General features: G+C 64.2%; 13 protein-coding genes and 2 pseudogenes. 9 read left to right on the top strand and 6 right to left on the bottom strand.

The annotated features are described in order from the left end of the window. Positions 1 to 166: 166 nt before the first annotated feature. A complete protein-coding gene (locus AB4Y44_RS19795) occupies positions 167 to 1039 on the bottom strand; it encodes an NmrA family NAD(P)-binding protein (protein ID WP_368700615.1) in 873 nt (290 codons plus the stop codon). Between the two features lie 276 nt (positions 1040 to 1315). On the opposite strand from AB4Y44_RS19795, the gene AB4Y44_RS19790 reads away from it, so the two are divergent. The 7 genes and pseudogenes from AB4Y44_RS19790 (at position 1316) to AB4Y44_RS19760 (ending at position 7650) form a co-directional block, all read left to right on the top strand. Continuing rightward, a complete protein-coding gene (locus tag AB4Y44_RS19790) occupies positions 1316 to 1735 on the top strand; it encodes a winged helix-turn-helix transcriptional regulator (RefSeq protein ID WP_368700614.1) in 420 nt (139 codons plus the stop codon). A 96-nt stretch (positions 1736 to 1831) separates the two neighbouring features. Then, positions 1832 to 2440, top strand: a complete 609-nt coding sequence (locus AB4Y44_RS19785) for a TetR/AcrR family transcriptional regulator (protein ID WP_368700621.1) — start codon at positions 1832 to 1834, stop codon at positions 2438 to 2440. 70 nt (positions 2441 to 2510) lie between these two features. Further along, a pseudogene (locus tag AB4Y44_RS19780) lies at positions 2511 to 3035 on the top strand (SDR family NAD(P)-dependent oxidoreductase); the annotation flags it as partial. Positions 3036 to 3078: 43 nt separating this feature from the next. Further along, entirely contained in the window at positions 3079 to 4080 is a 1002-nt protein-coding gene (locus AB4Y44_RS19775; protein ID WP_368700620.1) for an NADP-dependent oxidoreductase, read from the top strand. A 352-nt stretch (positions 4081 to 4432) separates the two neighbouring features. Continuing rightward, positions 4433 to 5461 carry a helix-turn-helix domain-containing protein gene (locus AB4Y44_RS19770; protein WP_368700613.1) on the top strand — a complete coding sequence of 343 codons (1029 nt, stop codon included), beginning with the start codon at positions 4433 to 4435 and terminating at the stop codon, positions 5459 to 5461. Positions 5462 to 5621: 160 nt separating this feature from the next. Further along, positions 5622 to 5921: a hypothetical protein gene (locus AB4Y44_RS19765; protein WP_368700612.1), complete on the top strand. Its 300-nt coding sequence runs from the start codon at positions 5622 to 5624 to the stop codon at positions 5919 to 5921. 181 nt (positions 5922 to 6102) lie between these two features. Next, positions 6103 to 7650 carry a hypothetical protein gene (locus AB4Y44_RS19760; protein ID WP_368700611.1) on the top strand — a complete coding sequence of 516 codons (1548 nt, stop codon included), beginning with the start codon at positions 6103 to 6105 and terminating at the stop codon, positions 7648 to 7650. 75 nt (positions 7651 to 7725) lie between these two features. On the opposite strand, the gene AB4Y44_RS19755 is transcribed toward AB4Y44_RS19760, so the two are convergent. Beyond that, positions 7726 to 9273, bottom strand: coding sequence for a methyl-accepting chemotaxis protein (locus AB4Y44_RS19755; RefSeq protein WP_368700610.1), 1548 nt, complete (start codon positions 9271 to 9273; stop codon positions 7726 to 7728). A 192-nt stretch (positions 9274 to 9465) separates the two neighbouring features. Here AB4Y44_RS19755 and AB4Y44_RS19750 point away from each other — a divergent pair, with 192 nt between their 5' ends. Beyond that, positions 9466 to 9879, top strand: a complete 414-nt coding sequence (locus AB4Y44_RS19750) for a hypothetical protein (RefSeq protein WP_368700609.1) — start codon at positions 9466 to 9468, stop codon at positions 9877 to 9879. Positions 9880 to 9897: 18 nt separating this feature from the next. Here the strand turns inward: AB4Y44_RS19750 and AB4Y44_RS19745 are convergent, their stop codons facing one another. Together AB4Y44_RS19745 and AB4Y44_RS19740 are read right to left on the bottom strand one after the other, a co-directional pair. Beyond that, positions 9898 to 10167 carry a hypothetical protein gene (locus AB4Y44_RS19745; protein WP_342922113.1) on the bottom strand — a complete coding sequence of 90 codons (270 nt, stop codon included), beginning with the start codon at positions 10165 to 10167 and terminating at the stop codon, positions 9898 to 9900. Positions 10168 to 10490: 323 nt separating this feature from the next. Further along, positions 10491 to 11342 carry an intradiol ring-cleavage dioxygenase gene (locus AB4Y44_RS19740; RefSeq protein WP_342922112.1) on the bottom strand — a complete coding sequence of 284 codons (852 nt, stop codon included), beginning with the start codon at positions 11340 to 11342 and terminating at the stop codon, positions 10491 to 10493. A 98-nt stretch (positions 11343 to 11440) separates the two neighbouring features. Here AB4Y44_RS19740 and AB4Y44_RS19735 point away from each other — a divergent pair, with 98 nt between their 5' ends. Next, complete coding sequence (locus tag AB4Y44_RS19735; RefSeq protein ID WP_368700608.1) at positions 11441 to 12070, top strand: hypothetical protein; 630 nt, start codon at positions 11441 to 11443, stop codon at positions 12068 to 12070. Here AB4Y44_RS19735 and AB4Y44_RS19730 read toward each other — a convergent pair. Together AB4Y44_RS19730 and AB4Y44_RS19725 are read right to left on the bottom strand one after the other, a co-directional pair. Next, positions 12016 to 12474 carry a PRC-barrel domain-containing protein gene (locus AB4Y44_RS19730; protein WP_368700607.1) on the bottom strand — a complete coding sequence of 153 codons (459 nt, stop codon included), beginning with the start codon at positions 12472 to 12474 and terminating at the stop codon, positions 12016 to 12018. The genes AB4Y44_RS19735 and AB4Y44_RS19730 overlap by 55 nt on opposite strands. Before the next feature lie 242 nt (positions 12475 to 12716). Next, positions 12717 to 13265, bottom strand: a pseudogene (locus AB4Y44_RS19725) (OmpA family protein); the annotation flags it as partial. Between the last annotated feature and the right edge of the window lie 268 nt (positions 13266 to 13533).

Here is a 13533-nt window from a genome sequence, read left to right as displayed (position 1 = left end):
GCCTCCGTGCGGGAAATCGCCGGGTGTGGCACCGTCCACACCGTGCGGCTCTGGCAGTAATGCTAACCCGCGTTTGATTCCTCATGGCAGGCCAGCCGTCTACCTCGCGTGAAGTCATACTGCCTAGTGCGGCCGCCTGTTCGACGAGACGGCCGGTTTCCGTTGTTCATGCCGTATTGGCCTTGTAGGCCGCCGCAAAGACATCGCGAGGAGACGTCGTGCCCGCGATGTGCTCCGTACCCGCGACGCCGAGATCCATCCAGCCCGCGTTGACGGCGTCGAACATCGCTTCGGCGGGCCCGGTCTGTCCCCTCGGGACGCCGAACTGTTCGAACGCTGCTGGCCAGCCGGCCCGCGGAATGGAAAGGGCCTTGACGTCGCGCTGCAAGACTTCGCCCAGTTGGGCCGCGACTTCGTCCGCGCTGACCATCGAGCCAAGCTCGACGACGCGATGCCCGGACCACGGCTGCCCGGTCAGCAGCGCCGCCACTTCGGCGCCGATATCGTCGGTCGCGACCATGGTCGACTTCCGACTCGTCGGGTTGTAGTAGACAGGTAGCGTGCCGCTCTGGGCGACGTGCAGGCCGTAAAGGAAGTTTTCGAAAAACCCGCCGGCTCGCACATAGGCGATCGGCAACGTCAGATCGCGTAGTCCTTGCTCGAGAAGCGACAGGGCCGTGATCATTCCCAGGCCGCTGGTTCTGTTCGCCCCCATCGACGAGAGCACGACCACCCGCGGCGGCGCTCCTCTGGTCAGCGCCTCGACATAGTTCGCGATCACGCCCTTTGCTTCCCTGAAATCAGGCGAGGGTGCCCAGACAGCCGGCAACATGACAAATGCGCCGTCGACTCCATCGAGCGCGCTCTCCACGGTGGCCGCATCATTCCAGTCGCCGTCGACGAGTTCCACGCCTCGATCCGCCCAATTCGCCGCCTTCTCGCGATTGCGGACCAGCGCCCGTACTTGCCGGCCTTGCGCCAATAGATGTTGGGCCGTTGCGCCACCTACGCGTCCGGTAATTCCCATTACCAAAATCATGTAGTTATCCTGAAGTTAAAATTGCCTTTAAATGCCAACACTTCTGCGGCTACTGCTGGATGCGGTAATGGTGGAATCTTCGGCTTCCGCCTGCGACTCAACGCGCCGGCCCAGATGCCCGCCGGAGTCAGCTACGGAAGGCGGCCGGGAACAGGGTTTGACATTCGAGCTCCCTGTGGAGCAGTCTTTGTTTGAGGGTAGGTCTATCATAGAGACCAATGCCTCGCGCCGGAAGGAGGCAGTTTTTTGTTACCAGAGGAGTTTAGGGGAACCCGAATGAGCACTGTCCAGAAGGCGATCGAGAGATTCAGCCGTTATCAACGTGAACTGGGCGCCGCCCAGCCTGCACACTGCGCGATTCGCGACGTGCTCGACCGCATCGGCGACAAATGGAGCATGCTCATGATCATGGAGCTCGCGACGCGATCGCGGCGCTTCAGTGAGCTTCACCGGGCCATCCCTGACATTTCCAGGCGCATGCTTACCCAGACACTGCGCGATCTGGAGCGCGACGGACTCATCACCCGCCATGTTTTTCCCACCAGCCCACCAAGCGTGGAATATCGTCTGGCTCCACTAGGCCAGTCCCTGTTGGACCCGATGGCGGCCCTCATCGATTGGGCCGATCGTCGTTATCCCGACATCCATGCCGCGCGCGTGCGCTTTGACGGCGCATCCGGTGACGTCCCGCGCTAGATGCTCGAGCCGATGCGAGGTCGTCGGTGCCAGAACGAACGTTCGGGTGATCCCAACCGAGAATGCTTCGTGCAGCAAATTGCGCTGAAGTGGTATATGATGACCATCATGCAAAAACTATCATCCAATCGAAAACCGGCCAGCCGCAAGGAAATCACGCACGAGCGCATCGTCGAGGTTGCCGCCCGCGCGATTCGACGCAGTGGCTACGACGGGACGGGAGTGGCCGACATCATGAAGGAGGCTGGCCTGACACATGGCGGCTTCTACGCGCACTTTCCATCGCGGGAAGTGCTGCTTGCGGAAGCGGCCGACCGCGCCGGTGCCGAGGCCGTGGCATTGTCGGAGCAAATCGCCGCCTCCGTGCCGCAGGAGCAGGCATTGCCGTCGATGGTGCGCGCCTATCTGTCGAAGGAGCACCGTGACGCCATAGAAACGGGCTGCCCGGTCTCTGCCCTTGGCTCGGAGATGCCGCGTCAGGCGCCAGTCGTGCGTCGCGCGGCCACCCGCCGCATCAAGGAGATGATTGATGTCGTCGCGCGCCAATTGCCCGACTGGGGGCAACCGGGCGCGCATGAGCAGGCACTTCTGACTGTTGCTACCATGGTCGGCACCATGGTGCTGGCGCGCGCCGTCGACGACCCCAAACTGTCGGATAGTCTTCTCGAAGCCGCAGTGAATAAATTCGCACCCGCTGATGAGTAATCCGTGTGCCCGGTATCGGCTTTCGTTGGATCAAAATATGACGTCTATCATATTTTGATCCAGCGACCGGGCGCGCACGATCTTCGATACGAACTTCTTCGGGATGATCCGCATGACGCGCGCCGTGCTGCCCCATATGCGGCAACAAGGTCGCGGCCGCATCATCGACATCGGCTCGGTGGTGGGTTTCCTGCCCATGCCTTATATGGCGCTGTATACCGCTACCAAGCACGCGGTAGCGGGTTATTCGGAGTCGCTCGACCACGAGTTGCGCACGATGGGCATTCGGGTATCGGTGATTGAGCCTGCCTACATCAAGACGGCGTTCGATACGAACTTCATGGCGACCGACGCCCCCCTCGACGCGTACCGTACAGTACGCGCAGCTGTGGATCGGCGAGTCAAGGAGGTAGTCGAAAGCGCTGACGGTCCTGAGGTTGTGGCCGAAACCGTATTGCGGGCCGCTCTCGCGGCGCGCCCGAAACTCCGCTATGCGGCGGGCGGACTCGCCGGCCGTCTCCGATTGCTACGCAGATTTGCCCCTGTGGGCCTGGTGGACGCCGGCATTCGCAAGGACCTGCGGCTCACAGCGTAGATGATTCACGCAACAAGAAACTGGCAAGGAACAACGAACCATGATGAAGGCATTCGTCGTCGATCGATATGGACGCGAGAATGGCATACGAGCCGGCGAAATGCCGGATCCGGAACTGCGTGAGGACGACGTACTCATCCAGATTCACGCCGCTGGCGTGAACCCGCTTGATTCGAAGATCAGGGACGGAGAGTTCAAGCTTATTTTGCCCTACCGCTTGCCGCTGATTCTGGGCAACGACCTCGCTGGGACCATTGTCCGCGTCGGATCACACGTGAGGCGATTGAAACCGGGCGATGAGGTGTATGCGCGACCGCCCAAAGACCGGATCGGCACTTTCGCGGAATTCATCGCGATCACGGAAGACGCCGTGGCGCTCAAGCCCAAAGCGCTAAGTATGGAAGAAGCGGCTTCGATCCCGTTGGTGGGCCTGACTGCGTGGCAGGCGCTGGTCGAACGAGCACAACTGAAGAAAGGGCAGAAGGTGCTCATACACGCTGGCTCGGGCGGTGTCGGCACCTTCGCCATTCAACTGGCGAAGCATCTGGGCGCAACCGTCGCGACGACAGCGAGCGCCGCGAATGCGGGATTGATGAAGCAGCTCGGTGCGGACATCGTCATCGATTACAGGAAGGACGACTTTGCCGTTGTATTGAAAGACTATGACGTAGTGCTGGACACGCAGGGCGGAAAGACCCTCGAAAAATCATTGCAAGTGCTCAAGTCGGGTGGCAAGCTGATCGGAATCGCCGGTCCGCCCGATCCTGAATTTGCCAGGCAGATGGGTGCCGCCTGGTTCCTGAGAGCGGCGATGCACCTTCTAAGCTATCGCATCCGAAAGGCGGCAAGACGTCGGAATGTCGACTATTCATTCCTCTTTATGCGTGCCGACGGAGATCAGCTAACCCAGATAGCCGGGCTCTTCGACTCTGCTGCGATAAAGCCTGTGATCGATCGAATATTCCCGTTCGAGTCAACGCGAGAGGCTTTGGCTTATGTTGAAACCGGACGTGCTAAGGGTAAGGTCGTTATCAAGATTCGATAAAAGGAGGGATCTCTGTTGGCTTCCTGGCAGAGGCAACGGCCTTTGCTGGGGCGGTATTCACTTCGTGAACTTGAATACACCTTGTAACAGGCCGCCGCAGCACGGGTAGCCGATGCAATGAAGCGGGCTCATCGGACCTTCCTCCTCTTCGTCGAAGACGGCGCCGCGCGTTGTGCATTTCAACCTATCCGGGGCATCGAATGGCCGCCCGTCCAGCGCGCGGCAAGGCGCATTCCCCTTACTCGTTTTTCCTTGCGCCGCCTGCTCTAAAGAATATGCGCGCGCAACCGATAGCGCAGTAGTCGAGTGGAGGATACCCATTCCGTATTCATTTCGCATACCAAGGTGGCCCATGAGCCCAACGCCCAATTCCCTGCCTCATTCCGCGTTCGATACCGGCGTCTTGCCGCGCCACCAGCAGTTTTCCGCGTGGCGCGAGGCGGTGAGCGTCATCTTCGACACGCAGACCGCCGAATCGCGCGACGCGGGATTCGGCACCAGCGTGAGCGGCTACCTGTTCGGCGACGTGGTGCTGGGTTCGATACACACGGGTGCGCAGCGCTACGACCGCTCGAGCGCGAAGATCGGGCGCGACGGCCACGACCAATATGTTCTGCAGTTCTATCTAGGCGGCCATTGCCGGGCGCGCGACGGCGGACCGGAAGCGTGTACGCAGCCGGGCGACATGTACATCGTGGACGCCGCCCAACCGCTCGCGACCGAAACCACGCAAAGCGATTTTCTCAATCTGGCGGTGCCGCGGCGCTTGCTCGCCCCGTTGCTGACGGCGCCCGACCAGCAGAGCATGCGGGTGATACGCGGCACCGATCCCACGGTCGCGCTGCTGCGCGAGCATCTGGGCGCGCTCTACCGGCATGCTCCGCAGATGACGCTCACCCACGCCCAGGCCGTCATGCCCGCCACGCTTCAGCTCGCGGCCAGCGCGCTCAACGCGAGCGTGAGCCCGGAACACGTGCCGGCCGTTCATCAGTGCGCATTCGTGTCGATCTGCCGCTATGTGGAGAAGCGCCTGACCGATCCGCAGCTGAAGGCGGAATCCGTTGCGCATGCCTTCGGCATCTCGCGCGCCACGCTGTACCGCCTGTTCGAGCAGGAGGGCGGTTTCGCGACCTATGTGCGCGAGCGCCGCCTGCGGCGCTGTCGCGAGATGCTCGCCGATCCGGCGCGACGCACGATGACGATTGCCGACATCGCCGCCGCACACGGCTTCACCGACGCCGCGAACTTTACACGCGCGTTTCGCCGCACGATTGGCCTCTCGCCGCGGGCGGTGCGGATGCTGGCGCTCAATGGCGATACCGAGCTGGCGAAAGAGTCCGGGGCGGACGATTGGCGTTACTGGATGGCCTTGATGCGTTGAGCATGAAACACGCGGATCCTGCAAGCCGCATGTGAGACAAAACAACAAGTATTTGAGACATAGCGACAGATTTGGCCCCAGGCAGTGCCGATTCATTGCCGCGTCATGCGTCGCCTGCAAAGATGCAGGCGCCTGCGAGATCCAGGCAAACGGGGGAAACATGAAAAAGGCCCACAAAAAGCCGCGTCAAGGCGGCCTGTACTACTACGAAGCGGCGTATTCGCTCGAACTCGCGCGCGGCGCGTCGCATATTTCCAGCATGCTTTCGGCGGCGACGCAGGAAGGCGCCGTGCACGAAGTGATGCGCGAATTCATCGCGACGCACGGCAGGGCCGCACTCGAAGTGTTTAGCTGGCTGCTGGCCGAGCGGCTGGAAAAGCGCGGCTGCGCGGCGGCTGCCATGCAAGCCCGGGGCTTCGGCGCGTCCCGCCGGACGCCTGAGCTGGCCTACGCAAGCTGAGCCGCACACGGCTCGACCTGCACGCGTGCCCGCATGGGCAGGTGAAAGCTCAACCTAAAGATTTCGTAAGACGTGACGATAGAGCGATAGAGCAGTTGGCCGCGCCGGCATGCTGGCGCGCGGCGCCTTTTTGCGAACGGCCGGGTGTGCAGCCTGGCGAACCACAAGAACGCATTGAGCCATGACCACGCTATCGTCCCTGAATGCCGCCACGACCGTTGCACTCACGCCGCTCGTGAGCAGCGCGAATCCCACCGCCGAGACCGACACCGAGGTGTCCGGTCTCGCTGCGCTCTCGCCCTCGACCATCGTCACGATTCCTTCGGCAAGCGGGCTTGCCGCGCTTCAAACCTATACGCCCGAGGGCACGCTCACCGGCACCGCGCCGGTGTTGAACTGGGCGAGCGACGACAGCGATATCGTGTCGCTCAGGATGGCGGGGAACTACGCCCAGCAGACGATGGCGGGCCATTTCGCCGGACTGGGCAGTGCGCTGCTCGATCGCTTCAAGACCACCGGCAGCGACTACGCGCAGTCGATCAGCGTGTCGTCGGCAAGCGGCCTGGCGCCCGTGGGACAAGGATCGAATGGCGCAGTGGGTCAGATCGGCCTGACGATTCGAACGAAGAGCGGCGTGACGGTCGAAATCGAACTGGGCAGCGAAGACGGCGGCCTATCGGTGAGCATCAAGAGCAGCGGCACGCTGAGCGACAGCGAACGCGACGCGCTGGCGAAACTGGCGGACGGTTTCCAGCAGGCCATCGACGGCCTGAGCGCCGTGCCGCCCAAACTCGATTTAAGCGGCCTCGCGCAGTTCGACACGTCGGCGCTTGCTTCAGTGAAGTTTCAGTACAGCGTGACGGGCAACGGCAACGCGAATATTTCGGCGAGCTACGCGCAGGACAGCGCGGCGCGCAGCCTGAGCGTCACGAGCGCCGCCGGCACGATGAACCTCGAGGTCGACACGAGTGATTCCGCGCTGTGGGGAACGGGCGCGCAGCGCGCGGCATCGATAGCGAGCTATCTGCAGCAGTTCGACCACGCGAATGCGCGCGGACACGGCAATGCCGCGCTGTTGTCGATGTTCGAAGACGGCTTCACGCAAATGAACGAGGACTATGGCACGCCTTCGGGCGAGACGTTGCCGGGCGCCGCGTACTCGCCGACGCTGCAGCAGTCGGATCAGGCCATGCTCACGGGTCTTGCCGACTTCAGTGCGTCGATCACGGACACGAGCGCCTCGCCCAATCCGATGCGCCCCGGTGAAGTCGATTCATTCTCGTATCAGGTTGCGCAGAGCACGCAACTCGAAGGCACGGCGCGCGAGGGCAGGATCTCTCAGCTCCAGCAAGCGCATTTGAGCGCGAGCTACCATCAGGCATTGCAGGGTGGGGGCGCACCTGTTCTCACGTCGTCGAGAGATTCGCAGAACTACGATTACGTGCGGATCGACGATAGCGCAGAAAGCGCGGTGCAGGTGGCGACGGCGCGCGGCGTACTGCTGAATGCCACGTTGAGTCAGTCGTCGGCACAAGATACACGTGATTCGAAGTACGAACGAGGTGTGCTCGTCTCTGACGTGAACACGCCGAAAGACACCTCGCGCTCGACAGACCTGCTTTCGATGCTCGAACCGCTGATCGAGAAAAGCGACGCCACGCGCGACACGGCCGCATGGCAGCAGGCGCTCGCAAAGATCCACGCGATGATCTTGTTGAACAACGCATAGCATCGAGAGGCGGCCGGTTCTCACCGGCGGCGCCTCGATCGATCGTCTCCAGTACCGCTAGCGCCTGTCCTGCGCTCAGCTCGCGAGCCTGAACGCCCCAACGGCGTCGCGCAGCGAGTCGGCCTGCTCGCTGAGCGCCATGGCGGCCGCGGCCGCTTCTTCCACGAGCGCGGCGTTCTGCTGCGAGACCTGGTCCATCTGCGAGACCGCGAGATTGACCTGCTCGATGCCGTCGCGCTGCTCTTCGGACGCGTTTGCGATCTCGTGCATGATGGTCGTCACGCGGCCGATGGACTCGCCGATCTCGTTCATCGTCTCGCCGGCCGAGCGCACATACTCCGAGCCCGACGAAACGTGCTCGACCGATTCGGCGATCAGCGTCTTGATCTCTTTGGCGGCCGCCGCCGAACGCTGCGCGAGCGAACGCACCTCGCTCGCGACCACGGCGAAGCCGCGGCCCTGCTCGCCCGCGCGCGCGGCTTCCACCGCCGCATTGAGCGCGAGGATATTGGTCTGGAACGCGATGCCTTCGATGATGCCGGTGATGTCGGCGATCTTCTGCGAGCTGCCGTCGATGCGCTCCATCGTCTGCACCGCGTTGCTCACCACTTGCAAGCCGCGATCGGCGACTTCCTGCGCGCTGTTGGCGAGCGTCTGCGCGGTGCGCGCGTTTTCGGCGTTCTGCTTGACCGTGGCGGTCAGCTGCTCCATGCTCGCGGCCGTTTCCTGCAGCGAGGCTGCCTGTTCTTCGGTGCGCTGCGAGAGGTCGTCATTGCCGGCGGCGATCTGGCGCGTCGCCGTGGAAATGGACTCGGAGCTGTGGCTGACCTTGCGCACCGTGTGGGAGAGCGCGTCCTGCATGGCCTTGAGGCTCGCCACGAGGCGGCCCATTTCGTCGCTGGAATGCGTTTCGAGGTTGGCGGTCAGGTCGCCGTCCGCAATGCGCTGGAGCGCGCCCTGCACGTTCTCGAGCGGCGCGGCGATTGCGCGGTGCAGTCCCGCAGCGCATACGCCCGCCACGGCGAGGCCGAGCACGATCAGCGCGATGCTGCCGGCCCGCAGCCATGAATAGCGGTCCTGCGCGCGGTCGAACGCCTGCTCGCCGTGCGCCTTCTGCCATGCCTCGAGTGCGGTCGAGGCCTTGGTGAGCGCCACCGAGAGCGGCGGAATCTGCTTCATCGCGATGTCATCCTGAGCCTGGCGGTCGCCTTGCTTGATCGCGGCCATGAGCGGCTGGATGCCTTGCTCCAGCATGCCGGTGAGGGCGGCCTGAACGCCGTCTGCGAGCGCCTGTTCTTCGGGCGCGTGCGGCAGCGAGCGGTAGACCTCCCAGGCCTTGTTCGAAGTGGCGAGATAGTTCTGCGCCTTTTCGAGCAGCGGCTGAACGTCAGGCGCGTCGGGGTGCAGCAGGATGCGGTCGAGCGTCGTACGCGCGATGGTCAAATTCAGGTTCGTCTTGCCGATGTTGATGGCGGCGGCCAACTGGTTCGAATAGGCATAGCCGAGCGCCGTATTGGTGCGTGACATGCCCGCAAGGCCGGAAACGCCGGCTGCCACGATCAGCAAGGCCAGCACTCCGACCGCGATGCGCAGACGGACAGAGATAGAGAGTCGTGCAAACACGAAGAGGGCTCCAGAACGCGAGGGGCTGCGTAGCAGAAAAACGGTCGTGCTTTGCGCGTGAGACGGCAAAGCACTGAACATGTTTACGGCGCTGGGCGAGGGAACTGAAGGTCGGCGCTGGAACCGTTGCGCAATGGTGGTTTTCCCCAGTCAAGCGGGAAAAATTGTGCGCGCCTCGGGTGGATTCAGGCCATGGACACGGACGGCAATACCTATACGAGCGCGCAGGGCGTTCACTATGCGGTAGGCACGCCGCTGTCATTGTCCGCGACGAGCGGCGCGCTCGCAGGTACCGAGCTGATCGCTGATACGGTGGCGAACAATGATGGCGGAGCAACTGGTACGCTCGAAACGGCTACGGCCACGCTCGATCTCGTGGCACGCACGTTGAACAATCTGAGCCTGTCGATGAATCTGGCGGGTACCCAGTATGCGCTGACGAACTCACAGTCGCCGTTGAACGGCACTTCGACGACCGGGCAGTTGTCCGTTCAGTCGGTTGTCGTGGGGCACGACGCGACGAAGCCGCTGGTTGCCGTTGGTTACCCGGCCACGTTGCCGGATAAGGAGGGGATTGGTGGCGTCGTCGTGTTGCAGTGCCAGTGAGGCGCCTGGGCCGGCATTCTAGCTGCGCCCCGAATGCCTGAGGCGCTTGAGTACGAGCACGCAGAGGGCGGGCAGATGCACGACGCCCATGCCGCACGCGATCACCGCCCACGGCGGCGCGATCGTGCCGGACATCATCGCGCCGATCACGCCGAAGCACAGGCCGGCCAGCAACAGCGTGGCGTGAGCGATGAGGCGCTTCGGGCCGCGCTCGGTAAAGCGCGGAAGGTTCGCGTGGACATACACGACGATCAGCAGGGCGACGGTGGCAACGGCGGGGAACAGCATGTTCGAATCCTCGATTCCAGCAACGATGACGGGACTGTAGTGGAGGATTGCCGTTGCGTCGATGGCTAGAGGGTTGCGGAAGGGGTCAGCACCACACCACGCTGTCGTACGCGACCGTACGGCGATACACGTTCTTGCCGCGCCAGCTGGAAAACTCCATATACGCGCATTCCAGCACCAGAATCCAGTTCGTGACCCGCATCGCCGCCCCCAAAGGTGTTCCCGGTTATTCGTTCGACTGCGAGACCAGTCTATGACCCAGGCGCGGCGGACAATGCGGCGAGCAAGGCGCGATATCGCGTCCAGTTCGCCGCATTGCCGGATCAGGCGGGCGGCGCGAGCGGCATGAGCACGAAATCGAACGTGGAGCGCCAGGGCGTGTCGCTGTCGGCCGCCCGCTCGTACGGCGCGACGAGCGACGCTTTCACGCCGAACACGGCGTCCGACTGCAGGTACGGATCGTCGCCCACGAAGGTATGCGTGACGACCTTCTGGAAGCCCGGCGCGGTGATGAGGAAATGCATGTGCGCGGGCCGGTACGGGTGGCGGCCGAGGGTCGCGAGCATCTTGCCCACCGGGCCGTCGTGCGGGATGGGGTACGAGACCGGCTTGATGCCGACGAAGCGATAGGCGCCGTCCGCGCCGGTCGTGAAGATGCCGCGGTTGTTCCACCTGGGCTGCACGCCGGGCTGCTGCACGTCGTAGTAGCCGTCGGCATTGTCGGACCACACGTCGATGCGCGCGCCCTCCACCGGGCGGCCTTCGAGATCGAGCACGCGGCCTTCGAACAGGCAGCGCTCGCCTTTGCCGTCGGCGGTGATGCACGCGCCCATCTCGCGCTCTGGTGCGCCGGCCACGTGGAACGGGCCGAACACGGTGTTTTCGGTGGCGGCGGCCGGGCGGCGGTTGTTGATGGCGTCCACGAGCATGGAAAACCCTAGCGTGTCCGAGAGCAGAATGAACTCCTGGCGCTCGGCGCTGCAGAGCTGGCCCGCCGTGGTGAGGAAGTCAATGGCGGTTTCCCACTCCGGCTGGGTGAGCTGCACTTCTTTCGCGAACGCGTGCAGATGACGCACGAGCGCGCTCATCACCTCGCGCACGCGCTCGTCGGCGTTTTCGCCGATACGCGCATTGACGGCCTCGGCGGAGGCGGCTTCGCTGAAGAACTGGGTCATGGTTCGGGGTTACCTGTAGGGTTGCCAGGTGTTACCTGGTGTTGCCTCGTGTTCGCTGATCGCAGTGACATCGACGTCGTGCTGTAACAGCCCGTATTGTGCGCCTGCCGCCATCGGGACCCAAAATCTGGTCCAATGAGCCGATTCGATCAGCGGCTCCCATCGGCACCTACGCGTGGGAGGCGAACTGGGAGCGCGTGATCGAGAACGGACTGGATTTCGCGCATGCGCCGTTCGTGCACGGGAGTGCGTTCGGCGCGCCCGATCGCCCCGAAATCGACGCGGTCAACGTGAACGCCGACGCCTGGAGCGGCCACGCGCGGCTCGTGATGCGGCGGCCGGTGCGCAAGGGCTGGCGGTGCCGCACACCCACGGCGACCATGTCGACGTGGTCACGCAAACGGGCTTCCACTCCGGGCGCTGGCGGAGAACGGCTGGAACGTGCCGGAGGCGGCGCAGGCGAGCCGCGTGGCCACGGTGATTGCCTGCCCGATGCGGCGCACGGTGAACACGTGGGCGCTGGAGGCGGCCCAGGCCCCCGAGGCGCCGCGAATCGCCGCCAATCGCCGCGAACACCGGGACCATGCCGCACTGAACACCGGCGGCGCTCGGTGCGATGCGCGGCTCCGAACGTCCGTTTGCCCGTCCGGAGCCGCGTGCGGGACGACTCTGCTCAGTGGCGCGGCGTCACCGGCTCGACCGCGGCCCAGTACGGCTCGGCGCCGTAATATGCGTGCAGCGTGCTGCCCCAGCTCGCGTCGGCCATGGCGGGCCAGTTATCGCGGTCGAAGCCCGGCGCTTCCTTCACGCGCTCGGACGACACGTTGAGCAGGAAGCACTTGCGGCTCGTGTCGAGCATGAGCGCGCTCCAGGGAATGGCGAGCAGCTTGTCGCCGATGCCGAGAAAGCCGCCGCTCGACATCACCACGTAGGCTACGCGGCCGCTCTGCACGTCGAGCATGATTTCCTTGATCTTGCCGACTTCCTGGCCGTCCGAACTCAGCACGCGGTCGCTGTCGAGCGTGCTGGCGGCCATCACGTCGGGGCCCGGCCCCGCCGCGCTCACGCGGCCCTTGCCGACGATGCGCACGCCATTGCCGGTCGGCATGGGCGGAGGAATGAAGGTGGGCATGCTGGTCTCCAGTCAGGAAGGGAGCAACGATGAGTCCGGCCAGATTCCCGACGATTCCCGTGTCAGGCGGCAGGCGATGCCGCGGCGGTTCTGGCCGCCTGCTGTCGATACAGCAAACGGCGTACCGCGTCGCGCCCCTCGATTCGATGCGCCGGCGCGAGGCGTATCGGGGGCGTTTCTGCCTGTCTGGAGAGTGTGGAGACCCGCTTCGGAGACCCGCTTCGCGCCGCGCCGCAGATGCCTTATGAGTCCGGCGGCCTGGCCGCCTTTTGCGGGCCGTCGACGTCGTAGCGCTTCGCCTGCTCGAAGAACGCGCGCTCGGCGGCCTTGTTCATCACCAGAATGCTGATGCGCCGGTTCAGCGGGCTGTCCGCCGTGTCGTGGTCGAGCGGCAGGACGTCGGCGAGGCCGCGCACCTGGAGCAGTTTCTCCTCGCTCAGGTGGCCGGCCACCAGCGCGCGGCGCGCGGCGTTGGCGCGCTCGCTCGAAAGCTCCCAGTTCGAGTAGCCGGCGAGGCCGCCCGAGTAGGGCGCCGAGTCGGTATGCCCCGCGATCGACACGCCGCTGTCCACGTCGTTCAGCGCGCTGCCGATCTGCACGAGGATCTCGTAAGCGTAGTCCTCGAGCTTCGCGCTGCCGGTCGCGAACATGGGGCGCTTGAGCGAATCGACCAGCTCGATGCGCAGGCCTTCGTCGGTGATCGACATGTGGATCTGGTCGCGGTACGCGCGCAACTCCGGCTTGCGCTCGATGAGCGCCGAGAGCTTTTCCTTGAGCTGCGAGAGGCGCGACTTGGTCAAGGTATGCAGCGGACGCAGCGCGCGTGCGCGGATAGAGGCGCGCAACGTTGCGCGCGCACGCACTAACCAGGGAAGCGCCGCCGGGGGATTCTAGGCAGCGGCGGGATCGGGCATGGCCGCCACGGTTTCCTGTCTCATGTCTCGATGTCCGTGTGGCGTTAGATTCTGCACGTGCGCACCTGCGCCGCGAGGCGGCGCACGGCGTAGTGACGCGACGTGCCGGCAGGCGCATGAGCGCTGCGCGACGGCGCGCGACGCG

It is taken from the genome of Paraburkholderia sp. BR10937 (assembly GCF_040965695.1).
Taxonomy (GTDB): Bacteria; Pseudomonadota; Gammaproteobacteria; order Burkholderiales; family Burkholderiaceae; genus Paraburkholderia.
This window is presented reverse-complemented; position numbering and strand designations above follow the sequence as displayed.

Excerpts from the sequence above, each read along its gene's own strand:
- AB4Y44_RS19745 (WP_342922113.1), bottom strand. The coding sequence starts at position 10,167 with ATGCTGTTCCCCGCCGTTGCCACCGTCGCCCTGCTGATCGTCGTGTAT.
- AB4Y44_RS19775 (WP_368700620.1), top strand. The coding sequence starts at position 3,079 with ATGAAGGCATTCGTCGTCGATCGATATGGACGCGAGAATGGCATACGA.
- AB4Y44_RS19765 (WP_368700612.1), top strand. The coding sequence starts at position 5,622 with ATGAAAAAGGCCCACAAAAAGCCGCGTCAAGGCGGCCTGTACTACTAC.
- AB4Y44_RS19795 (WP_368700615.1), bottom strand. The coding sequence starts at position 1,039 with ATGATTTTGGTAATGGGAATTACCGGACGCGTAGGTGGCGCAACGGCC.
- AB4Y44_RS19770 (WP_368700613.1), top strand. The coding sequence starts at position 4,433 with ATGAGCCCAACGCCCAATTCCCTGCCTCATTCCGCGTTCGATACCGGC.
- AB4Y44_RS19750 (WP_368700609.1), top strand. The coding sequence starts at position 9,466 with ATGGACACGGACGGCAATACCTATACGAGCGCGCAGGGCGTTCACTAT.
- AB4Y44_RS19760 (WP_368700611.1), top strand. The coding sequence starts at position 6,103 with ATGACCACGCTATCGTCCCTGAATGCCGCCACGACCGTTGCACTCACG.
- AB4Y44_RS19730 (WP_368700607.1), bottom strand. The coding sequence starts at position 12,474 with ATGCCCACCTTCATTCCTCCGCCCATGCCGACCGGCAATGGCGTGCGC.
- AB4Y44_RS19785 (WP_368700621.1), top strand. The coding sequence starts at position 1,832 with ATGATGACCATCATGCAAAAACTATCATCCAATCGAAAACCGGCCAGC.
- AB4Y44_RS19790 (WP_368700614.1), top strand. The coding sequence starts at position 1,316 with ATGAGCACTGTCCAGAAGGCGATCGAGAGATTCAGCCGTTATCAACGT.
- AB4Y44_RS19740 (WP_342922112.1), bottom strand. The coding sequence starts at position 11,342 with ATGACCCAGTTCTTCAGCGAAGCCGCCTCCGCCGAGGCCGTCAATGCG.